The organism is Edaphobacter sp. FHG110511_03 (assembly GCF_059115365.1).
The window spans coordinates 510,638-533,013 of the sequence record NZ_JBZYWL010000001.1; the positions used below are offsets into that span (position 1 = coordinate 510,638).

The 22,376-nt window shown below is 57.9% G+C and carries 17 protein-coding genes; 11 read left to right on the forward strand and 6 right to left on the reverse strand.

The annotated features are described in order from the left end of the window. Nucleotides 1-20: 20 nt before the first annotated feature. Nucleotides 21-3,263: a DUF3857 domain-containing protein gene (locus tag AC5S26_RS01980; RefSeq protein ID WP_494183170.1), complete on the reverse strand. Its 3,243-nt coding sequence runs from the start codon at nucleotides 3,261-3,263 to the stop codon at nucleotides 21-23. A 107-nt stretch (nucleotides 3,264-3,370) separates the two neighbouring features. Here AC5S26_RS01980 and mgrA point away from each other — a divergent pair, with 107 nt between their 5' ends. Beyond that, the gene (gene mgrA, locus AC5S26_RS01985; protein WP_494183171.1) at nucleotides 3,371-4,402 is read left to right on the forward strand and encodes an L-glyceraldehyde 3-phosphate reductase; all 1,032 of its coding nucleotides are present in this window, start codon (nucleotides 3,371-3,373) and stop codon (nucleotides 4,400-4,402) included. An 18-nt stretch (nucleotides 4,403-4,420) separates the two neighbouring features. On the opposite strand, the gene AC5S26_RS01990 is transcribed toward mgrA, so the two are convergent. Continuing rightward, nucleotides 4,421-5,422 carry a substrate-binding domain-containing protein gene (locus AC5S26_RS01990; protein ID WP_494183172.1) on the reverse strand — a complete coding sequence of 334 codons (1,002 nt, stop codon included), beginning with the start codon at nucleotides 5,420-5,422 and terminating at the stop codon, nucleotides 4,421-4,423. Between the two features lie 169 nt (nucleotides 5,423-5,591). Between AC5S26_RS01990 and mfd the strand changes: the two genes are divergently transcribed. The 7 genes from mfd (at nucleotide 5,592) to AC5S26_RS02025 (ending at nucleotide 14,497) form a co-directional block, all read left to right on the forward strand. After that, nucleotides 5,592-9,263 carry a transcription-repair coupling factor gene (mfd, locus tag AC5S26_RS01995; RefSeq protein ID WP_494183173.1) on the forward strand — a complete coding sequence of 1,224 codons (3,672 nt, stop codon included), beginning with the start codon at nucleotides 5,592-5,594 and terminating at the stop codon, nucleotides 9,261-9,263. 135 nt (nucleotides 9,264-9,398) lie between these two features. Then, the gene (locus AC5S26_RS02000) at nucleotides 9,399-9,860 is read left to right on the forward strand and encodes a cupin domain-containing protein (RefSeq protein WP_494183174.1); all 462 of its coding nucleotides are present in this window, start codon (nucleotides 9,399-9,401) and stop codon (nucleotides 9,858-9,860) included. Between the two features lie 139 nt (nucleotides 9,861-9,999). After that, on the forward strand, nucleotides 10,000-10,395 hold the full coding sequence (locus tag AC5S26_RS02005) for a DUF3224 domain-containing protein (RefSeq protein WP_494183175.1): 396 nt from the start codon (nucleotides 10,000-10,002) through the stop codon (nucleotides 10,393-10,395). 43 nt (nucleotides 10,396-10,438) lie between these two features. Beyond that, nucleotides 10,439-12,226 carry a DUF885 domain-containing protein gene (locus AC5S26_RS02010; protein ID WP_494183176.1) on the forward strand — a complete coding sequence of 596 codons (1,788 nt, stop codon included), beginning with the start codon at nucleotides 10,439-10,441 and terminating at the stop codon, nucleotides 12,224-12,226. Nucleotides 12,227-12,434: 208 nt separating this feature from the next. After that, nucleotides 12,435-13,313 carry a UTP--glucose-1-phosphate uridylyltransferase GalU gene (gene galU, locus AC5S26_RS02015; protein ID WP_494183177.1) on the forward strand — a complete coding sequence of 293 codons (879 nt, stop codon included), beginning with the start codon at nucleotides 12,435-12,437 and terminating at the stop codon, nucleotides 13,311-13,313. 105 nt (nucleotides 13,314-13,418) lie between these two features. Continuing rightward, nucleotides 13,419-13,820 (forward strand): hypothetical protein, encoded by a 402-nt coding sequence (locus AC5S26_RS02020; RefSeq protein WP_494183178.1) that lies wholly within the window; start codon nucleotides 13,419-13,421, stop codon nucleotides 13,818-13,820. A gap of 203 nt (nucleotides 13,821-14,023) precedes the next feature. Beyond that, a complete protein-coding gene (locus AC5S26_RS02025) occupies nucleotides 14,024-14,497 on the forward strand; it encodes a ferritin-like domain-containing protein (RefSeq protein ID WP_494183179.1) in 474 nt (157 codons plus the stop codon). A gap of 68 nt (nucleotides 14,498-14,565) precedes the next feature. Here the strand turns inward: AC5S26_RS02025 and AC5S26_RS02030 are convergent, their stop codons facing one another. From AC5S26_RS02030 to AC5S26_RS02040, 3 genes are all read right to left on the reverse strand, one after another. Next, a complete protein-coding gene (locus tag AC5S26_RS02030) occupies nucleotides 14,566-17,559 on the reverse strand; it encodes an LssY C-terminal domain-containing protein (RefSeq protein WP_494183180.1) in 2,994 nt (997 codons plus the stop codon). A gap of 303 nt (nucleotides 17,560-17,862) precedes the next feature. After that, nucleotides 17,863-18,246 (reverse strand): hypothetical protein, encoded by a 384-nt coding sequence (locus tag AC5S26_RS02035; RefSeq protein WP_494183181.1) that lies wholly within the window; start codon nucleotides 18,244-18,246, stop codon nucleotides 17,863-17,865. A gap of 21 nt (nucleotides 18,247-18,267) precedes the next feature. Next, a complete protein-coding gene (locus tag AC5S26_RS02040; protein ID WP_494183182.1) occupies nucleotides 18,268-18,888 on the reverse strand; it encodes an FMN-dependent NADH-azoreductase in 621 nt (206 codons plus the stop codon). Between the two features lie 127 nt (nucleotides 18,889-19,015). Between AC5S26_RS02040 and AC5S26_RS02045 the strand changes: the two genes are divergently transcribed. The 3 genes from AC5S26_RS02045 (at nucleotide 19,016) to AC5S26_RS02055 (ending at nucleotide 21,235) form a co-directional block, all read left to right on the forward strand. Then, a complete protein-coding gene (locus tag AC5S26_RS02045; RefSeq protein ID WP_494183183.1) occupies nucleotides 19,016-19,642 on the forward strand; it encodes a TetR/AcrR family transcriptional regulator in 627 nt (208 codons plus the stop codon). Nucleotides 19,643-19,846: 204 nt separating this feature from the next. Continuing rightward, nucleotides 19,847-20,347, forward strand: coding sequence for a MarR family winged helix-turn-helix transcriptional regulator (locus AC5S26_RS02050; protein WP_494183184.1), 501 nt, complete (start codon nucleotides 19,847-19,849; stop codon nucleotides 20,345-20,347). 6 nt (nucleotides 20,348-20,353) lie between these two features. Beyond that, nucleotides 20,354-21,235 (forward strand): pirin family protein, encoded by an 882-nt coding sequence (locus AC5S26_RS02055; protein WP_494183185.1) that lies wholly within the window; start codon nucleotides 20,354-20,356, stop codon nucleotides 21,233-21,235. Nucleotides 21,236-21,366: 131 nt separating this feature from the next. Here the strand turns inward: AC5S26_RS02055 and AC5S26_RS02060 are convergent, their stop codons facing one another. Then, nucleotides 21,367-22,332, reverse strand: a complete 966-nt coding sequence (locus AC5S26_RS02060; protein WP_494183186.1) for an NAD-dependent epimerase/dehydratase family protein — start codon at nucleotides 22,330-22,332, stop codon at nucleotides 21,367-21,369. Nucleotides 22,333-22,376: the final 44 nt, after the last annotated feature.

Here is a 22,376-nt window from a genome sequence, read left to right on the forward strand (position 1 = left end):
ATCGGACGAGTCTTATACGCCTACATTGGATAGAGGACCAACTCGCAGATTCCGCTGTGACAGTTTAATGTGCCCTTGCGCAGCAAGTGTGCGTCGGATCCTTGCGGAATCCACCTTTCGAAGTCAGCACGCTTGAGCATGGCATCTTCGCTAGCGATTGGATGGTCGGAAGGCGATTTGCTAGTCAGCACGATCTTTCCATTTGCAATCACAAAGGAATATTCCGACAGGAGATTTCCACCTGTCTTGGTGCCAACACGAATCGTCCGCTGTTTTGTGAGCTCACTCTGCATATTCGTGTCTCCCGCAGAGATTCCCTTTTTCTTCAAAGCGTCCATCCGCTTTCGGATCTTGGCACTCACGGGATCAGGACCTTTGAGAGGATTCCCGACCGGTAATGCATCGCGTGTCGTTGAAAATGCGAGGTTATAGAGATGGAGCGCTTCCTGGCTTTGCCCCTGCTTTTCCGCGAGGGCCCCCAGATGAAGTCCAACCTCAGCGTCCTGGGTGTTTTTCCAGGAGGCTTGCAGATAGCTCTCCGACTCCTGAAGTCGTCCCTGCTGGTAAAAGGTCCAGCCCAATGTATCCCACGCTGCGACGAGAAGTGCCTGCTTTCTACGTATCTTTCCTGCTTCTTCTTCTGGAGTGTCCAGCTTCCATTCTTTTGATTCGGTCGTGAGAGTCTCGACGGCCTTCTGCACGCTTTTTTCCGCCAGGTCGAGCTGAATCCCCGCGTTCGCCAGCTCATCGGCGCCACTGTTCAGTACATAGGGATCCGATGTTTTGGTCAGTACAGAGACTAAAGTCTTCTCTCCGTCGGCCGTGTGCCCGGCTTTCAGTTGCGCGCTGCCGAGTTCGATGGCAAGCCCCTCATCATCGGGGGACTTAGAGAGGAGCGACTGAAGTATGGGAAGGGCTTCTTCATATTTCTCTCGGAACTTAAGCAGGGCTGCAAAACGTTTTCGATCATCATCCGTTGCTCCCTTCTGTTCATTCAGCGTTCGCAACGTTTCTACGGCATCGTCGAAATGCCCACTGTTCATCTGCGCCTGGGACATGGCGCCATAAACCCATAATGTATCCGGATAAAGAGCAATCTCCTTTTTGTAAGCCGCCACGGCAGCGTTCCAGTCGTGCCGCTGGAAGTTGAGAAATCCGTAAGTGCTCCAGAGGCTTTGTTGCTTCTCATTGATCTCTTTGGCTTTGTTCAGCGTGGTCTCAGCACCGTTGATCTCACCGCGCTCCACCTGTTCATAGGCCTGCCGAACGAGCTGTGCCGCATCCCGAGTTCCTTCCGTTCCAGATGACTTGTCTTCCGCTGTGGGAATCAGCTGTATAAACGACTCCCCATCGGTCAACGTCGTATCCAGCCATTTCTTGTAAGCCTTCCACTCGGGGGTAGGAACCTGCCGTTGCAGAATCTCCACTCTTCTTTCCGTTATGAGTTTCTCGTGGTCGATCCTGTAGGTCTTATCGAAGATGGCGAAGGCGGTCTTCTGGTGGACCGCTGATGGAAGCTCCGCACCCCAACCCTTCGGTAGTTCAATGGTAGATAGCGAGGTTTCAACCCTGGGCTCGCCAAGCTGGATTGGCTGCTTCTGAGGCGGATTTTTATCGTCGATAGCCGGCAGGAAGACGATTGGAAACAACGGGAGAATTCGATGATTTTCCCAATCTCCAGTCTTCTCGCGCTCGTAGTTGTAGTCCAGTTTCACCGGATCGTTGGTTAATTCCGGACGAGTCGCATCGGGATCGCTTGTGACGCCGCCAAACCCAAATCCCTGGGAAAGACGCTGCATCAGCTCATTCCACTGCCCGCGAGGAATCTGGCGCAACAATGTACGCATCAGGAGTTCATCATCGCCACGTTCTGTGAGCTCAATCTTTGCCTTCACCGTCCCTTCCCTGGTCAAGGTGCCTGCCGCGACAAAGGATGAAAATGGCTTAAAGGGAAGTTCGATCGGAGTCTTTTCGATCTTTGCCGGACCTGTCACAGGAACCACGAGGGCCTGTTTGTCTCGAATAAATGAAACCAGCATTCGATAAGGCGCCAACTCTGAAGTCGAGTCGAGCCATACAGGCGCTCCATCGATGGGCACAAAAGTGATCATGTGATTGAACGAAGCTGGAGAGGGAATCTCTTCATTCATTCGGATTCCGGCACCGATGAGCGCGGCTTTGGGATGAAGACCTTCTGCGGTAAGCATCGCTGCAAGGAGCGTGTGTTTGTCTTTACAGTCCCCATACTGGTTTTGCAATACTTCGCTTGCCGAATGCGGCTGATAACGCCCCACGCCAAACGCAACGCCGATGTAGCGAATCTGGGTTGCTACAAAGTTATAAAGCGCCTTCGCTTTTTCCGAATCGGTAGACTTTCCGGCCGTCAACTCCGCGGCCTTCGCTTTTACAGTCGCATCGGGAACCACACGATCGGCTTCAAGTCCTTGATACCAGTTCCCCACGTCGTCCCAACTTTTAAAGGTGGTCCATGCGATCGTGGGCAACTCGCCTTTCAGATCAACCTCTTTCTGGATAGCCTTGCCATCTTTTCCCACCGTGGGCTCCAGTTGAGATCCGGTCCAGCGATAGACCAGCTCATCGGCGGTATCGGTTTTGGTTGGTGAACGATCCGGGCTCCACACTTTGACGTAGCTGGTTTTGGGAACGTGCAGCTCAATGCTCTGGTCCAGGATGACCGCCCAGCTGCCAAAGGATTCCTGACCCCAGAACTGCCCGGGAATCTCTGCCTTTGTATCCACAATCCGGATTTTGTACTCCAGGCGGTCGCCGGCCTGCAGGTTGCGAACAGGAATCTGTTTTTCCTTCAGATCGCTGTAGAAAGGCGCCTGTCGTGTAACCTCCTGCGGCATCTCCTGAACGTCTGTCGCAGGTGTTTCAACCAGCGTTCCATTCGGTTTTCTTACGCGTACATAGTCAACTTCTGCGCGTTGATTGTTTCCAGCAAATGGAATCGTCACCACACCGTATTGCCTTGCAGCACCGTCACTCTGGATCAAAGTGATGTTGCTGATTTCGCGAGAGGCAGTGCCCTGAATACTGTACCGATAGACGGTCTTCAGCTGTTCCACGATCACGGACTCTGCCGGATAGTCGCGCTTCGCGGACGACGATTGATCCGCATTCTGAAGATTGTGGGGGACTTCTTTTTGAGGGGTCGCTGAACTACCGCCGGTATCCTGACCCATACTGGAAACCGGAAGCATCACCAAGGCAAAAACAAACAGAACAACAGTAAAACGCATATCTGTAACAGATACAGCAGGTCGAAGCAGTAAGCTATCAAAATGTTCCGCGAGGCGGATTCGGCCTGGTGGGTTTCAATCGCTGAACCTTATAAGGAGACGGGTGAATGAGTTACGTGGCAGATTCGAAACGATATGAGCAGGCGCAGTTCCGCCGCTGTGGACGGTCGGGGATCGTTCTTCCCCCGATTTCACTCGGTCTCTGGCAGAACTTCGGTGGCGCCGACGTCTTCGAGACTGGCCGCGCCATGGTACTGCGCGCCTTCGATCGCGGCGTGACCCACTTCGATCTTGCCAACAACTACGGTCCTCCGTATGGCTCGGCCGAGGAAAACTTCGGCCAGATCCTCCGTAAGGATCTCCGCCCTTATCGGAACGAGCTGATCGTCTCCAGCAAGGCAGGCTGGGACATGTGGCCCGGACCCTATGGCATCGGCGGCTCGCGCAAATACCTGATCGCCTCGCTCGACGACAGCCTTCGGCGCATGGGGCTGGATTACGTGGACATCTTCTACTCTCACCGGCCCGACGTGGATACGCCGCTTGAGGAGACGATGGGCGCGCTGGCCCAGATCGTCCGGCAGGGCAAGGCGCTTTATGTTGGCATCTCTTCCTATAGCCCAGAGCGGACGTTGGAGGCAGCGGATATTCTGCGCAGCGAAGGGGTTCCGCTCCTCATCCACCAGCCGTCCTACTCCATGCTGAATCGCTGGATCGAGAAGGAGCTTCTGAGCGCGCTAGAAACCATCGGCGCCGGCTGTATCGCCTTTTCGCCGCTCGCGCAGGGTCTTCTGACCAGCAAGTATCTCAAGGGCGTCCCGGAGAACTCACGAGCCAGCCAGGAGGGCTCGCTCAAGAAGGGCTTCCTCAGCGAAGAGAACCTTCAGCATGTTCGGGCGCTGAACGAGATCGCCCACAGCCGCAACCAGACGCTGGCCCAGATGGCGATTGCCTGGGTGCTGCGGGATTCGCGCGTTACCTCGGCGCTGATTGGGGCGCGTAATATGGATCAGCTCAACGACTCGCTGGACGCGGTAAAAAATCTCAGCTTCACCGAAGCCGAGCTGGCGGAGATCGACAAGCACGCGAAAGAAGGCGATCTGGACCTGTGGAAGGGAGCGCGCGAGGGTACTTCCTGAGTCTTAGCCGCGATGGGCCTACTTTGAACCAGCCGCTTCTTTGCGCGTCAGGATCGCTTCAACGTTGCTCTTATCCACAAGGGCAACGCCGGTGTCGACAAAAGCTGGGACAGGAGAAAACGGATCAAGGCCGTGGTCGGTTCCCATCGAAGGGATTGGATTGTGATGGATCTGGTCCAGCGCCTTCAACCCAATCAGGGCCATCGTGTAAGGCTTCTGCGAGATCGTCGAATCGACGATTCCCTCTCGGATCAATTGCAAAGTCGCAACATCGGAGTCCATTGCGACCAGCAGGCGGCCGGGCTCGCCATTCGCCTTCGCGCGTCGCAGCGCCTCGCCAACATCTTTGCCGGCGGAAGATTGCAGGCAAACAAGCGCGTCGATCCTATCCTTACCTTTGCGTGCGAGATATTCGGTTGCCTTGTCCATCGCAATCCCTGAGTCGCCCTTCATATCGAAGACCTCAACGACGTTGAGGCCCGGATAGCTCGAAAAGGCGTCCTTATAGCCCTTTAGCCTCTCTTCAAGGTTGGGCTGACCAGGCATGGTGAAGAAGACTACGTTGCCCTTGCCCTCCAGTTGCGCGGCGACGCGCTGTCCGCCGAGTCTTCCCGCCTCAAGGTTGTTGGTTCCAATGAAGTAAAGCCGTTTGCTCGAGGGAGCGTCGGAGTCCATCGTGATGACCGGAATTCCGGCAGAGATTGCCGCATCGATCTCCGGGCCAAGCAGCTCCGAATTTGTCACCGAGACGAGAATGCCAGCGGGCTTTCGCGCCACAACAGTACGGAACTCCTGGACTTCCGCCTGGGGATCGAATCTCCCCGGTCCGCGCATCTCGGCTGAGACGCCGTACTCGGTCGCCGCCTTCTGGAACCCCTCCCCGGCAGTCTTCCAGTAAGGAAGATCGACGTTTACGGTAACCAGGTAATAGTGTTCGCTCTTTGAGTGCCGCGTGCATCCCTCCAGCAGAGGAAGTACGCAGATCAGGGCCACCATGATCCCTTTGGTCCACACGCTCATCTGGATACCCTCCGAATGAGACATGCTGTCCGACCGCTCAACCCGAACCATCGGGCAGCGCCGCAAATTAGATCGCGGTGGGTGGGATCATACGCTTTTCTAAGCACATCTGGCGTGTAAAGACATCAAAATGCACCGCAGAGGCGATTCTTCTAAAATCAGAAACAGCATGGTCCTGCCATTCGTCCGCGAGCTTCTTGCGGACCTGGAACACTCCGATGCCTTTGAGCGCGTGCGTCGCCATCTAAGCGGCGGATCGGGGCGTCGTCGTGTCTCCGGGCTTACCGCAACCGCCCGCTCCCTCTATCTCCCCTATTTTGTTCGCGCTTCTCAGGCTCCGGCGCTGGTGGTCGTCTCCGACAACAAGGCGGCGGAGGCGATGCATGCCGGAGTGTTGGCTGCGTGCGAGCTGAGCGGAGCGCTTGACCCTTCGCAGGTGCTGCGGCTGGCCGCGCATGATGTTCTACCTTTTGAAAATCTTTCGCCGCACTCCGAGATCCAAGAGACACGCGCCTCTGCGTTGTGGAAGATCTGTGCCGGGGACCGGACACCGCGCCTGGTGATCGCTCCCATCGAATCGGCCTGCATGCGCCTGTTCGATCGCGATTACTACGCCGCGCTTGCACTGCAACTTCGGACGGGCGAAGAACATCTGCCCGAGATGCTGGTGGAACATCTGCTCTCGGTGGGCTATACCCGCGTCGATGTGGTGGAGATGCCGGGCCAGGTCACGATCCGCGGCGGCATCATCGATGTCTATCCGGCGGAACAGGATCGCCCTGTTCGCATCGACTTCTTCGGGGACGAGATCGAATCCATTCGCCGCTTCGATCCGGAGACGCAGCGATCCAGCTCTTCGCTGGATGAGGTTCTTCTTCTTCCACTTACGGAGACGCCGGTCACCGAGAAGCTGCTATCGGCGATCAACGCTCGCCTGACCCGCGCCGGCGCGGCAGGGGCTGCTCTTGAGGGCGGCGAAGAGCCTGTCGAGCTGCAGACGCACATCGCTACGCGCACCGGCGAAGCCACCATTTTTCCCGGGTGGGAGTTCTTCGCTCCGGTGGCGGGGGCCAAGCATTCCCTTCTCGACCTGCTGGGCTCCTCGACCCGCGTCTTTGTGGAAGAGCCCGCGATGGTGAAGAACCAGGGCGAGCGCTGGTGGAACAAGGTCGAGCAGAGACACGACCGCTCGGGCATCGGCTCGCTGGTGCGGCCGGAAGATATCTACCTGTCTCCTTGGGAGCTTGAGGATCGCGTGCGCCGAACGACGGGATGCGATCTCGACCAGCTGGGTGCGGTCGATGTTCTCGACGCGGAGCGCAACGAGCTGTCGGAGATCGAGTTCGCCACGCGGCCCACGCAACGCTTCCATGGATCTATCCCTGCGCTGATCGAAGCGCTCAACACTCTCATGCGCCAGGAGGCACGAATCCTGCTCGCTGCCGCTAACCAGGGAGAGGTCGAGCGGCTGGCCGGCCTGCTGCAGGAGTACCAGGTTCCCTACCGTCTCGGCTCTCGAGCGGATCAGGCGGGGTCCTCTACCGTTTACTCCGAATCGAGCTATCTGGCGGGTGATCTTCGCACTCCGGTTATCGTGAAGACGCCGATCGCGACAGGAGTGCAGATTCTTGATCTGGACCGGACGACCGCGAGACAGGTCATTCTGTTCGGTGCACAGGATCTCTCGGACGAAGCCGACGTCACGGCTCGTCCTGCGCGGCGCGGCCGCTCGAAGGCTGCGGCTTTCGTATCTGACTTCCGCGATCTCCGCATCGGCGATTATGTTGTTCACGTAGAGCACGGCATCGCCCGGTATATGGGCCTGCGTGTCATCGAAGAGAACGACGCGCCTCCGCTCGAGCTGATGATTCTCGAGTTCGCCGAAGAGGCGAAGCTGTACGTTCCGCTGACGCGGCTGGATCTGATTCAGAAGTATCGCTCCACCGATACAGGCCCTGCGCCGCAGCTGAATCGACTTGGATCGCAGGGCTGGCAGAAGACCAAGGCGCGCGTAAAGAAGGCGATGGCCGATATGACGGCCGAGCTGCTGAAGCTGTACGCGCAGCGCGAGGCCGCACAGGGCACGCCCTTTTCTCCCGACACCAATATGCAGCGCGAGTTCGAAGACGCCTTCGACTTCAACGAGACGGACGACCAGCTCAACGCGATCGTCGATATCAAAGCCGATATGGAATCGACGCAGCCGATGGACCGCCTGCTCTGCGGAGACGTGGGCTACGGCAAAACTGAAGTCGCCATGCGTGCGGCGTTCAAGGCGGTGCAGGATAGCAAACAGGTCGCCGTCCTCACGCCGACGACGGTTCTCAGCTTTCAGCACTTCGAATCCTTCAAGCGGCGCTTCGCGAACTTCCCCGTGAATGTCGAGATGATCTCGCGGTTTCGCACGCCGAAGGAGCAGAAAGAGATCCTTGAGCGTGTCGCCGACGGAAAGGTCGACATCCTTATCGGTACTCATCGCCTTCTCTCGAAGGACCTGAAGTTTCAGGATCTTGGCCTGCTTGTCGTCGATGAGGAGCAGCGCTTCGGCGTGCGCCATAAAGAACGGCTGAAGCAGATGCGGGCTGCCATCGACGTGCTCTCCATGTCGGCGACACCAATTCCACGCACGCTGCATATGTCGCTTATCGGGCTGCGCGACATGAGCGTCATCGAAACTCCGCCGAAGGACCGCATGGCGATTCAGACCATCGTCGCCAAGTTCGATGAGAAGCTGGTCCGCACCGCGGTCGAGATGGAGCTCGAACGCGGAGGGCAGATCTACTTTGTGCACAATCGTGTCGAATCCATCTACGACATTGCCGCAAAGATTCGAGAGCTGGTTCCACAGGCGCGGATCGTCATCGGCCACGGACAGCTTCCTGAGGCGGAGCTTGAACGGGTGATGCTCGCCTTCATGAACCACGAATACGATGTGCTGGTGGCAACTTCGATCATTGAGAACGGCCTCGATATCCCGCTGGCAAACACCATCATCATCAATCGCGCCGATCGCCACGGCCTGAGCGAGCTCTATCAGCTTCGCGGCCGCGTTGGCCGCTCCAATCGCCGCGCCTACGCTTATCTTCTGATCCCGCCTGAGACGGAGCTCACCGAGATCGCGCGCCGCCGCCTCGCCGCGCTCAAGGAGTTTTCGGACCTTGGTGCCGGCTTCAAGATCGCCGCGCTCGACCTTGAGCTGCGTGGCGCGGGAAACATGCTCGGCGGCGAGCAGAGCGGACACATCGAAGCGATCGGGTTCGAGATGTATACCTCGATGCTCGAAGAGGCGGTGCGCAAGATCAAAGGTGAGGATGACAGGCCCGCCCACGACACGACCGCCGTCAATCTTGGCATCTCCGTACGCATCGACGCGGACTACATCCCCGAGGAAAATCAGAGGCTGCGCATGTATAAGCGCATCGCCGGGGCGGAGGATTATGCAGCGCTCACAGATGTTCGCGCCGAGCTGGTGGATCGTTACGGGCCACTGCCGGAGTCGGTTGAAAATCTCCTGTCAGCGGGCGAGATTCGACTACACGCGCAACTGCTCGGCATCGCGCAGATCGACCGCAAGCGAACTCAGCTTGAGCTGAACAAGGTGAAGACCTTCGTGGAGATGCTGCATGTGAAATTTGCCGAGCGCGAGAGCAATGAATCGAGCAAGGCGATCGATCCCGGCGTGCTGATGAAGCTGGTCAGCCGCAACACGAAGCGTGGCGCGCAGTTCACCCCGCAGGGCATTCTTCGGTGGCCTCTGACCAGCGCGAAGGCGGAAGATGTGCTCATAGAGACCATGACCCTGCTCGAATCGCTGGATACCACTCGGACCGCTGTCGTTTGAAATCGTTGATTCCACAACACCAGTCGGTACGCTGTGGAAAATTCCGTGACGAAAAAAGTAAAGATGTGAATTTCATGCTCCAAATTCCATGTCAGCCGCAGTATGATCGCCCGAAACCCGGGGGAGGTCCCCTGCATGCATGAATCCATCCGCGTGGGCGGAATGAACGTCACGTTTTACATCACTCGACACGAGACGGCCGATGCACTGGACGCGTTCGAGCTCACGATTCCTTCGGCGGAAAGCGTTGTCGTTCCGCATACGCACCGCAACTACGATGAATGGGTGCTGGGGATGAATGGCATCACAACCTGGACACTCAACGGCGAGATTATTCTGCTGCATCCCGGAGAGAGTCTCTTCATCCCTCGTGGAACGCCCCATTTCTTTGCCAATGTGCACGGCGAAATGGGGAGAGTCCTGTGCGTACAGACGCCGGGCGTTATGGGCCCGGAGTACTATCGCGAGATTGCGGAGTACTATCGCGACAGCGAACCTGATGTTGCCGCCATTAGCTCCGTAATGAGTCGATATGGCGTCGAACCTCTGATACCCTTCGGTCAGGCTGGCGGAATGCATTCGCTGAACCGAAGATAAAAAATCCTGTCCCGGTGCTGGAGTCCGCATGGTCTTCCATCCTGTTCCCGCTATGGCCACCTGTCTCTGCGTCTCGCTGTCCTTTCCACTGCACTCCCAAGCCGCGTCGGCGTCATCGCTGGCCAGAAATGAGTTCTCCATGTCTCGCGCAACCGGCCCTTTCGATGTGAAGCTGTCTCCCCAGGACGACAAGACCGATGCTGCGCTCGGCCGTATGACGATCGACAAGCAGTTCCATGGTGATCTGGAGGCAGTGAGCCGCGGCCAGATGCTCTCGACTTCGACGGCAGTGAAGGGCTCTGCCGGATACGTCGCCATCGAGATCGTCAGCGGGACGCTGGCCGGCCGCGCTGGAACCTTCGCCCTGCAGCACAGTGCCACGATGAACCGCGGCGTGCCTTCGCTCTCCATCCTTGTCGTGCCGGATTCGGGGACGGGTCAACTCACTGGGCTTACGGGAAAGATGAATATCAACATCGCGCCTGACGGCAAACACACCTACGATTTCGAATACGCGTTGCCAGAGACAAAGTAGGGGAACGAGAAGGCAGTTGGCTTACACTGCTTGCAGAACCCAAATGCCGAACCGCCAGATCCTTACCGCCCTTCTTGGACTCGCTATGCTGTCACCCATTGCTTCCGCCCAGAGGCTCGCTGCCGACGGCGCAGCCCAGACCTTCGGCTTCGTCTCGGAGCAGTATTTCTCCGACGTTCTCTTCCACTTCTCTCCCACCAATGGGACTCAGGCGGGATTGCACGAATACGATACCCAGCTGGAGAACTACTCAGCAGAGACGATTCAAAAGCAGATCGCCGCGCTTCATGTCTACGAAAAGAAAATTGAAGATATTCCTCCGGCGGCGCTGGATGCCTCCGTGGCTGCCGATCGCGAGATTCTTCTCAACAGCATTCGCTCACAGCTGCTCTCGCTCGAGGTCATCCGCAACTGGGAGAAGAATCCTGACAACTACTCCAGCGGGATAACCAACGCGATCTTCGTCCTGATTGAGAGACCCTTTGCTCCGCCGAACACCCGGCTGCGCGCCACCGTGGAACGAGAGAAGCAGATCCCACAGGTCTTCATGGAGGCGCGGAAGAACCTGAAGAATCCCCCGCGCATCTTCACCGAAATCGCGCTGGAACAGATCGGCGGCCTCGTCAGCTTCTTTGAGAGCGATGTGCCCAAGGCCTTTGCCGAGGCCGACGACCCCAAGGCGAAGGCGGACTTTGCCCGCACCAATGCTGCCGTCATTCAGGCGCTGAAAGACTATGGCACGTGGATGAAGACCGACCTGCTGCCGCGGTCCAACGGCGACTACCGGCTGGGCGCCGACATCTTTGCGAAGAAGCTCGCCTACGACGAGATGGTGGATGTCCCGCTCGATCGCCTGCTTCAGGTCGCCTTCGACGATCTGCACCGCAACCAGGCTGAGTTCGCACGCGTCGCGAAGGAAGTGGATCCGACGAAGACACCCCAGCAGGTCTTGGCCGAGCTGGCGACGATTCATCCCGCACCCGACAAGCTGCTCGATTCTTTTCACAGCACCTTCGATACGCTGATTGCCTTTATCCGCACGCATCACATCATCACCATCCCCAGCGATGTGCAGCCTACGCTTGAAGAGACGCCGCCCTTTATGCGTGCTACAACCTTCGCCTCGATGGACCCTCCCGGCCCCTTCGAGACGCGCTCCACCAAGGCTTACTTCAATGTCACCCTGCCGGAAAAGGACTGGACCACCGCGCACGTTGCGGAGCACATGGCCAGCTTCAACACCGGCACGATCATCTCGACCAGCGTGCACGAGGCCTATCCCGGCCACTATGTTCAGTTTCTCTGGCAGAACCAGTTTCCGTCGAAGATCCGCAAGCTCATCGGCGCGAATTCAAACATCGAGGGCTGGGCCCATTACACCGAGCAGATGATGCTGGATGAGGGCTACGCGGCAGCGCCGGCGAACTGTACTCCAGAGCAGGCGCGTGAGGCCAGGCTGATTCGCCTGGGTCAGCTGCAGGATGCGCTCCTGCGCGATGCCCGCTTCGTCAACTCCATCAAGCTGCACACCGCCCTGAGCGAACCCAGTGGCCAGTGGACGATCGACCAGTCTGTCGACTTCTTCGTGAAGGAGGGCTATCAGTCCCGCTCCGTCGGCCTGGTCGAGACCAAGCGCGGAACGGCTGACGCAACCTACCTCTATTACACGCTGGGCAAGCTGGAGATTATGAAGCTGCGCGAAGACCTCAAAAAGAAACAGGGATCGGCCTTCAGCCTTGAAACTTTTCACGATAACTTCATGCGCCAGGGATTCGCTCCCATCAAGGTAATCCGCAAGGCCATGCTGCATGACGACTCGCCGGTGCTTTAGGGTATAGCGTCTGTGGAGGTGAGGAAATTCCGCGTCTAACCTTGTGGGAGAAACTCGCGGTCTTCCACAGGTTAACAGGCAACCATCGAAAGATTTCTAACACCAAAGCGTCATAGGTGTTGTTTGTGATTCATCCAAACACGCTCATCTGTCTCGTACTCTGGTATGAATAATTAATTTTAACAACGACAGGAATCGTTCTCTCCTCATGACGCAACAGAAGATTCGTAAAGCAGTCTTTCCCGCAGCAGGCCTCGGCACCCGTTTTCTTCCCGCAACCAAAGCCACTCCAAAGGAGATGCTTTGCCTCGTTGATAAGCCTCTGATCCAGTACGGCGTCGAAGAGGCGGTTGCTGCCGGCTGCACCGAGATCATCATCGTCACCGGCCGTGGCAAGACGACGATGGAAGATCACTTCGATAAATCCTTCGAGCTGGAGGCGACGCTCGCTGCCAAGAACAAGACCGCGCTGCTTGAGATTGCGCGCTCCGTGTCAAAGCTCGCGAAGATCACCTACACGCGCCAGTCGGAGCCGCTGGGTCTTGGCCACGCTGTCCTTCAGGCCAAGGAGATCGTCGGCAACGAGCCCTTCGCCGTTCTGCTGCCCGACGATATCGTCGATGCCAAGGTGCCGTGCATGAAGCAGATGGTCGAGGCGTTCGAGGCCACGGGATCGTCCATTCTGGGCTCCGAGGTCGTCGAGGGCGCAGCTATTCAGAACTATGGCTGCCTCGCGGTCACGCCTGACGCGAAGAACCCTCGTCTGCTCGCAGTGAGCGACATGGTTGAGAAACCCAAGCCGGAAGAAGCACCTTCGCAAAACGCGATCATCGGCCGCTACATCCTCACGCCGCGCATCTTCGAGATGCTGGAAAAGATCACCCCTGGCGCTGGCGGCGAACTTCAGCTCACCGACGGCATCAAGGCACTGCTCCAGTACGAGAAGGTCTATGGCTTCACTTACGAAGGCAAGCGCCATGATGCGGGAGACAAGCTCGGCTTCCTGAAGGCCACAGTCGAGTTCGCCCTCAAGAACGACAAGCTTGGCCCCGACTTCCGCGCCTGGCTGAAGCAGTTCCCGCTTTAAGGCTCTCTCGCCTCCAGGAGCTATCCTTTTGACCGAAGGTGCTCACGGCTTGCTCGTGAGTACCTTCGGAGAAATCTGCCCTTCTTCCCGGCATATGGAGCGTAAATGGAAGCCTTCAACGAACAAAGCGCCATTCAATTTCTTAAGAACGTTCGCAAGCCTTTACTGACGTTACACAAGTCGATTCTCGATCACGAACGCGCAGCATATGAAAAGGCTGTTGGTCCGGTCACGCCGGCAGCGTTTCTGCAGCAGTTGATCAGTGGAGCAGACTTTCGCTGGATCGCGCCGCTGTCGACGGCCATCGCAAGCATCGATGAACTCCTCGAGGATGAGAAAGCAACTGCGGAGGACCGGATTGCGGGAGCACAGGCCGTTGCCGCGCTCTTCGATTCGGAAGCACCCGGCAACGACTTTCGGCAGCGCTACCTTACGCTCCTGCAGGAGAGTCCGAACATCCTTCACGAACACGGCAGGGTCATTCAGGCATTACGCAGCGTCGAGTAGAACGAAGTGATTCGTCAGGATCGCGCTGCGTATATACTTCGTTGATCATCGAGCCATCTGTAGAAAGCTTCCGGATACACCGATTACCCCGCATTAGCGGAAGGATGGCAACGGCCGCCTGAGATTATGCGGAGAACGCATCTGATCCTTTTTGCATCTCAATGGGAGAATCCGATTCCTATCGGGTACTGGAAAGAGGAGAGATGCCAGAGATCGCAGCCCCAAGCACTTCCATCACTCGCGGAAAACTGATCGAGCTGCTCAATGAAGACCTCGAACGCGAATTTCAGGCCGTCATCGCCTACGTGAACTACTCGGCCGTACTGAAAGGTGCGGCCTACATGAACATCGCCGCCGAACTCGCCATCCACGCGAATGAGGAGCTGACTCATGCGCTCGCCATCGCCAACCATATCGATTACCTGGGCGGCATGCCCTCGGCAAAGCCGAAGCCGGTTAAGACCTCCGAGAAGGCCGAGGATATGCTTCGCTTCGATCTCGAAAACGAAAAAGAGACTATCGCGCAGTATCGCCGACGCGTAAAGCAATGCGACGAGCTCAACGAGTTCGCCCTCAGCGAGTCCATCCGCGAGATCCTCATGCAGGAGCAGGATCACCTCGTATCGCTGGCGACCGCGCTCGGCATCGACCCACCCAATCCAGGCATAGCCGACTGAGTAAGGTTGTTCGTTACAGGTTGTCGGAAGAGTAAAGAACATCGTAACCGGCAACCTGCAGCTCACCCTTAAAACGTGAACGCCACTCCCATCGTGTATCGGTCCTGCAGGAACCTCTTCACCGGTCCCTGTCGAATAGTCTCCGTCGTATAGGTGTCATCGAGAACGTTGGAATCGAAATCTTCGTAGCTGGTCGCGATGATGTCAGGATTCTTACTCCATGTCTCTCGAAAGTCGGCGCGCAGCATTACCCGCGGAGTAAGTCTGTACTTCACGCCTGCCCCATATTGAAACCCGAACTGAAAGATGCCGCCGCCGTCCAGGGGCGGTGTACTGCCGAAGTCGAACGCCGCCTGGATCAGGCCAATGTTCTTCAGGCCGAGATTGAATGGGCCTGCAGGTTTCTTCAGCGGCGCTCCGTTCAGCGCGATGAGCTGAAACACCGGACCCACAGCAGCATATGGCCGCCAGCGCGACGTTGGCCTGGTGGGGTGAATCAGCAGATTGTATTCAAACTGCCGGGTTACCAGGCCAACCGGTTCCACGTCGAGATCTTTATCCGTGATGATGACATCCGTATTCGGTGGAATGGTAACGTTGGCCGAGGCAAGTTGATACTTCACCTGTTGACGAAAGTAAGAGAACTCATTGGAAAAGTGCTTCCAACTGTTGACGGTCACGGAGCCTCCCGCAGCCCAACCGTCACCCACGTCATCCGCAAGGAAGACAAAATAGGCGTCCTTGTTTGGGTCGGAAGATATATCTAGGAGACCTACCGCAGAAAGATAGTCTTCCCGCATGTGCATGTAGCCGCCCTGCAAGGCAAACTCGTAACGCGGCGGATCCCACTTGTGGCTCTCCTTCGCCTTCTCGATGGCGGCCTGGTCGGCCGCATCCGGAACTGCAATCGGCTCACCCGGCCGCCTGCGATGCAACTCAGGATTACTGCCGTAGCCCTCGTAATCCGCGCCCGAGGCATCCGTCTTACGCCACGATCCCGAATCCGGCGGCAGCTCGCTCGAGCTGCGGAAATAATCGCGAGCCTTCAGCCCTCCGGCGATGCCCTGATAGATCAGGTTGCCGCGATAGAGGTTGCCGCGAATCGTTAGCGAAGTGTCCCTCGTCGCTCGCTCAACCCGCTTCGGCGGCAACGCCAGCATCTCCGGAGTAGAGCGCGGATGCTCGCAATTGTTGATATGCAGCACCGCTGCCTCTCCATCCGTCAGCAGCCGGTCTCCCGTGGAGTTGTACGCATCGTGAGGAACCCAGGGGCGCCCCACCATGTCCAGATTATCGACGCATCCGGTAAAGATCAGGTCGTTCACCACCTTCGACCGTTCATTGTCGATGTGTTGGTCGATCACGTGGATGAACGTCTTCTGCTTCTTCGAGAACGCGATTCCGATGTCCTGGGTGGAAGACGAGCTCAGCACCGTCTGTCCGTCGTAACGCTCATCCGTGGGAAAAACCCGGAGGTGATGACGAGACATGAATGTGTTGGTGGTTTTGCTCAAGGAAAAGAGTGGGGGCCGCTCGTCCAGCAAAAGAATCGACATCGGCGCCTGCGTATAGGTCTGATTTCCGGTCAGCGTCTTCACCGTGCGGAAGGTCGATCCTGCATTCAGGTCATCCGTTGGCAGCCACCCCGCTGCTGCAAAGGCCCGTTGCAAGGCTGCCGGTGGACCGACAAAGACCAGGTTCGTCAGATCGGAGACTTTGTTGGAACCCTTCGTCCGCGTTCGGAAGGGAAGTCCCTTCACGAAGGCCTGCAGCTTCTCACGCTCCGCGGCGTCATTTGCCGCCGGCAACACCGACGGAGGATAGACGGTCGATGTAATCAGCGGCCTTACATTCTCCAGAATCAGCTCCGTACCGGAGGGGTACAAAATCTCCGGTTCCGCGAACCCCAGCACGGCTGAACCCGAGGCACTAGCGAAGATGTATGCGATGGGATCGATTCCGGCAAAGGACAGGACGCCATTCTGCACCGAATTCCCGATCGTTCCGGTGGAGCGAATCCCCTGGATCTTGCCCTTGTCGGTCACCTTCTCCTGCGCGTTCTCTACCTCGAAGACTCGTGCATCGATCTCCAGCGCGCGTCCATCAGCGAGTGTCGCCTTTTTCCAGTCAATGGTCAGGGAAGCCGTCTCGTGCTTGAATCCCCACCCCACATTGTTGCCCTGGATCACCGTGCCTTCGAAGTTTGTTCCTGAAGGAATCAGGATCTCGCCATTCACGACGATCGGCGTAATCGAGACTACCTTCACCGTATCGCCCTCATGAGTTTTGAGGGACGAGAGCTCCTGGGTCAGCCTCACGGAAAACCGCGCTCCTGCGGGCACACCTTTGACCGGCGTCAGATCGCCAATCGGGACCGAGTAAGAAGCGGTCGGCCCTGAGAGGTCGAGCGTTTCCCCATTCGTACGCCAGCGAGCCTTGTGGATAGAGCTGTTGTTCAACTCCACCATCGCTGTGCCGTCCCGGAAGACCTGCAGGTACTTCGGGGCGGCCTGGGCAGTCTGGGGCGGAGCGTAGATCGCGCGCAGATCCCTTCCCAGCAGCACCCCAAGCTTCGCCGTCTTCGACTCACCATTCTGCGCATACTCTAATGTCGTGTCGTCATGAAACTCAGGCGAGCTCGCATTCTGCAGCACTCCTGGAATAGCCTGTTCATCGCCTACGATCACGGCCGGGGCTCCAGCGACAGGATCGACACCGCTCAACGCGAACGCCCAGCGATCATCGCTGGCCTTCGTCTCTACCACGGAGCCCGAGCTCATGGGCACGGCTCCCAGAACACGCCGGCGTCCGCTATCCAGGTCGTAGTAACGCAGAAGATATTGTTTCGCTACCTTGCCCTTCGCGGGCTGCAGCACCACGATCAGGGCACCTGCATCACCCCGCACCCGCCACGCAGCCATTGCATGCTGGGTAATCTTGCGGACCTTCCCGTTCTCCATCATCTGAGCCTGGCCATCCTCGTGGCCGGGCTTGCGGGTAATCGTGATCGGAGACGGGCTGTCCGTCGCCGACTTCTGCTGCGCCCGCGTCGCCGGCGTCATCAGCAATCCCAGCAAAAGCCAAGACCAAAGATGGCAAGGCTTGACTCTCGGAAAATGGAAAGCTTCTTGCGACAACAACCCCATATGGGCGGCCTCGCGGTATCAATGTTTTAGAAGTAGCGAAGTACAGCCCCTTTCGCTGGAAGCGATCATACCCCAGGCGTAAACATCGAAATCCTTTAATTCAGCAACACCGTGCCTTACGCGTGACCGCTTTTCGCAGACCATCTTTCTGCGTTTGCTTAAAAAGGAAACGCCCGCACCGGAGATCCGGATGCGGGCGTGGAATATTGCTGTGCGGAACTAAGCTGCGACTTTCTGAGCAAACACACCTGCAAACGCTTTGCGCACTCCGGAGAAGATCACCAGCCAAAGCGCCGTTGCCACCAGCGCCATCGGCAGCCCAGCGGGCGCCATCGTCGAGTGAAACAGAAGGATGTTCACCAGCACCGGTCCCAGCAGCAACAAGCCAAAAGGAACGTAGCGATTGGCCAGCAGGAGTACGCCGCCGATCAGCTGAAGGAGGAAAACCACCACCAGATAGTGCGACAGGAACAATGCTCCCATGTACTGTCCGGCAAGTCCCGTGGGCGATTGCATTGGAATAAAGTGCAGGAACCCGTTCAAGCCGAAGACCGTGAATAAAAGTCCAAGCAGGACGCGGGCAATCGTAAAGGCAATCTTCATCGTCGTTCTCCTGATCAGCTGTTACGCCGTTAACGCCCGGACCTGCTCCAGGGTCGGTTTCAGAAACGCCTCGCGATCGATCGCACCCATCATGATCTGGGCCGCGCCGGCTGCCGTAACGACCTTGATGTCGGTGATCCCGACGAAGCCCAGGATCGCGCGAAGATACGGTTCAATAAAATTCATCGAAGCGGCAGGCGTTCCCGCCTCGTAGACTCCCCCGCTCGCAACCGCGACCGTTGCCTTCTTTCCCTTCAGCAGGCCCTCAGCTCCATTCGCTCCATACGAGAAGGTCTTGCCGCTGCGAACGACCTGATCGATCCACAGCTTCAGAACGGAAGGAATGCTGAAGTTGTGCATCGCAACACCGATCACGATCTCATCCGCCCGCTCGAGTTCTGCAATCAAAGTGTCGGAGTCCGCAAGCACGGCCGTCTGTTGCGGCGTGCGGCCACCTTCCGGAGTGAAGGACGCACCCACCCATGTCTGGTCAATCGGCTTTGGAGGAGAGGCTGAGAGATTGCGGTCAATCACATCTCCACCCGGGTTCTTCTCCTTCCAGGTCTTAGTAAATTCACGAGTTAGCTCGCGGCTGATCGAGCTTTCCAGGGGGCTTGAATCGATATGTAAGAGCGTTGGCATAGCTTCGAATCTCCTGTTGACGACAATAGGTGTTTAACCGACATAAGTCGTCATATGGAATAGTAGACGACATGTGTCGTGAAGGCGATTCTTTTTCTCTCTGATAGCCTCTAATCAGGTAGAAACTATGCCGATATCAGACTGCGAAGTTCGCGACCCCCGCATCCGAAGGACCCGACAGGCCCTTCAGGGAGCCTTGCGTGACCTGATGCAGCAGAAAAGCTTCGAAGAGATCTCCGTCCAGGACATCACCGACCTCGCCGATGTCAATCGGGCGACCTTCTACGATCACTACAACGATAAGTTCGCTCTTTTGGACGCGATGGTCGCCGGCGGCTTTCACAAGCTGCTCGCCGAACGCAAGGTCATGTTCGACGGCACGTGCCCGTCCGCGGCCAGTGCGATCATTCTGGCCACCTGCGATTACCTCACCTCCACCCATGCCTGTGGGGATTGCAATCGCAATAACGCCTTCGAGCCTCTTATGGAAGCCGGTATCGTCGCGGCCATCCGCCGCGTGCTCTTTTCCGGCCTCCAGAACAAGAACGTTCCCGAGCTGCTTACGCCAGAGATGATCGCGACCACCGCTGCCTGGGCTATCTACGGCGCGGTGAAGCAATGGTCTTATACGCCGAAGCATCCTCCAGCGTCTGAGATCGTTCAGCCCATCCTGCGGCTCGTCTTTCCCATCCTGGCAACAGCGGGCCCCATCGGTCCCCACGACCAGGTCGAAGCTCATTTCACGACCCAGTAGACTCTCACCTGCTCCGAAAACCCACCGGGTCTTCGGAAACTCTATTCCTTAGCGGTCTTTGAATTCCTTTGCCGTCCCGACGGAAAGGGAGTTACTCCTGCATTTCCCGCCTTTGCACCCAATCCTGGGAAAATCACGCCTTCTATCCTGGAAAACGGCAGCCCTGAATCTTTATCTTGATATCAAGCATCTTTATATCAAGCTATGAAGAACTCAACTCAAAACGATCCTGACCTCAGCGGAATTCATCTCTGGCTTCTGCTCTGGAAGGCATCCCGAGCCGTGGAAGCCCATTCCATGCGCAGCGTCGCTCAATTCGAGATGGGAACGACCGACTTCGGTGTCCTCGAAGCCCTGCTGCACAAGGGCTCCCTGACCGTAACGCAGCTTCGGGAGAAGGTTCTGCTGACCAGCGGCTCCATGACTACGGCGGTGGACCGCCTCGAAGCCCGGGGGCTGGTCGCGCGCCACGACGATGCAAACGACCGTCGCGCTCGCATCATCCGCCTGACGCCGGAGGGCCGCAAGCTGATCGAGTGCGCTTTTGCCCAGCATCGCGACGAGCTGGAGTCTGCCCTGGCAGGCTTCAGCAAGGAAGACCGCGCGAACCTCCTGCCGCTTCTGCGCAGGCTGGGCCGTACCGCCGAAACAACATTTCACGCGACACCACAGCAGACAGGCGCTGACCTGCGCCGAAAGGAGTAATCACCAATGTCAACCACAACCACAACACAGAAGAAGGTCCTCGGAACCTATGGTCCGGGATCCAGCCACTGGGTAGGCGATGGCTTTCCCGTACGGAATCTCTTCCCCTCGAACGGGATTCAGCTTGAGGTCAGTCCGTTTCTGATGCTCGATTATGCAGGCCCGCAGTACTTCAAGCCTGCTCCCGAGCCTCGCGGCGTCGGCGAGCACCCGCACCGCGGCTTCGAGACCGTCACCATCGCCTACCAGGGCTCGGTCGGCCATCGCGACTCTGCTGGAAACTCCGGAGTTATTTATCCCGGGGACGTCCAGTGGATGACCGCTGCCTCCGGCGTCCTGCATGAGGAGATGCACGAGTCCGAGTTCACCAAAAACGGTGGAACCTTCGAGATGATCCAGCTCTGGGTGAATCTGCCCGCCGCGCACAAGATGTCGAAGCCCGGCTACCAGGCCATCAGCAAGGAGCAGATCCCGACGGTCGAGTTCGAAACCGGCGGCCACGCCCGCATCATCGCGGGCTCGCTCAACGGCAGCAAGGGAGCGGCGAAGACCTTCACTCCACTGAACGTGTGGGATCTCGAGTTGAAGGCAGGCGAGCATGTCGAGCTTCCGGTTCCCGAAGGCCACAACACGGCCGTCGTGCTCCGCAAGGGAGACGCTACCGTCAACGGAACCGCAAAGCTCACCGGGGAGGCCCGCATTGCGACACTGGGCCGTGAGGGCGACACCGTCACCTTTGAAGCTGCAGCCGATTCGCACCTGTTGTTGCTGAGCGGAGAGCCGATCCACGAGCCCGTCGCCAGCTACGGTCCCTTCGTGATGAACACTCGCGAAGAGATCATGCAGGCAGTTGCAGATCTCAAGGCTGGTAAGTTCGGCCAGCTGTAAGCCAAATGCATTCACGAACGAAGGCCGATCCTTTTAGGGTCGGCCTCTCTTTTTAAGTGCGCTCTCTTCTCAGCTCTTTCGTGTACGCCACTTCGGATACGTGAGGCCCGCGAGGTGTTAGCGCTTGGTCTCTATCGCTGTAGATAGCGGATGCATTCCTTCCCGCCCTCCGCGTAGGGAGTCTTCCTCACATCTCCCAGCAACTTCACTAACGCAGAGTCGTCCATCAGCACCGGCGTCGTCTGCAGGTAGTGCATCTCTACCAGCTCACGCATGAACGGATTGAAGAGCCCGATCACGCGCAGCATCGTCTTGCCCGCCACACGAACCTTCATCCCTTTGCCTGTCGCCGCGAATGCGATCTTCGCCATCTCCCGCTGGGAGGTTACGCCGGCTCCGGCCAGGTTCCACCAACGCCCACGGGCCTCCGGTTTTGCCGCCAGATCGAGCGCCACCGGTCCCACATCGGGCACAAAGACAAACTCATGGGGTGTATCGATGGGTCCAACCATGTCCGCGGTGCCACCCTTCACCGCGGCCTTGAAGACTCCATCGAGAAAGCTTGCCTCCACTCCGGGCCCGTAGAAATCCGGCAGCCGAAGAATAACGCCTTCGATCTTTCCAGCAGCATCCGCCTCCAGCAGGAGATCTTCCTGCTGCTTCCGCATCTTTCCTTTGAACGTCACAGGATTGCGCGGATGCTCCTCCGTTACCTTTAGCGTTATCGGTGTTCCATAGGGATACACGGTTCCGATCAGCAGGATGCGCCGTACTCCTTCGGCGATAGCGCCATCGAGTGTCTTCCGCATCGTCGTCGGGTGCAGCTCGAAGTGGTCATACGGCACGCCCACCAGGTAGATCAGCGTATCCACTCCTCGAGCCGCGGCGCGCACAGACTCCGGTTCATCCGGGTTCCAGGTAACGATCTCGGCCTTCGGGTCGTCGCCAAACGCCTCTTCCAGTCGCGCACGGTCGCGCCCCACCACACGGTAGCCTTCGCCGCGCTGCTTCAAAGCATCGGTGAGGCTGCGTCCGATCGCGCCGGCCGCTCCAAACAGGGCAATCTTCGCCATTCCATCCTCTGCACCATCGTTCACGGCGCACTCCTACGATAGCGCGGTCGGATGGACGCCCGTGTAAA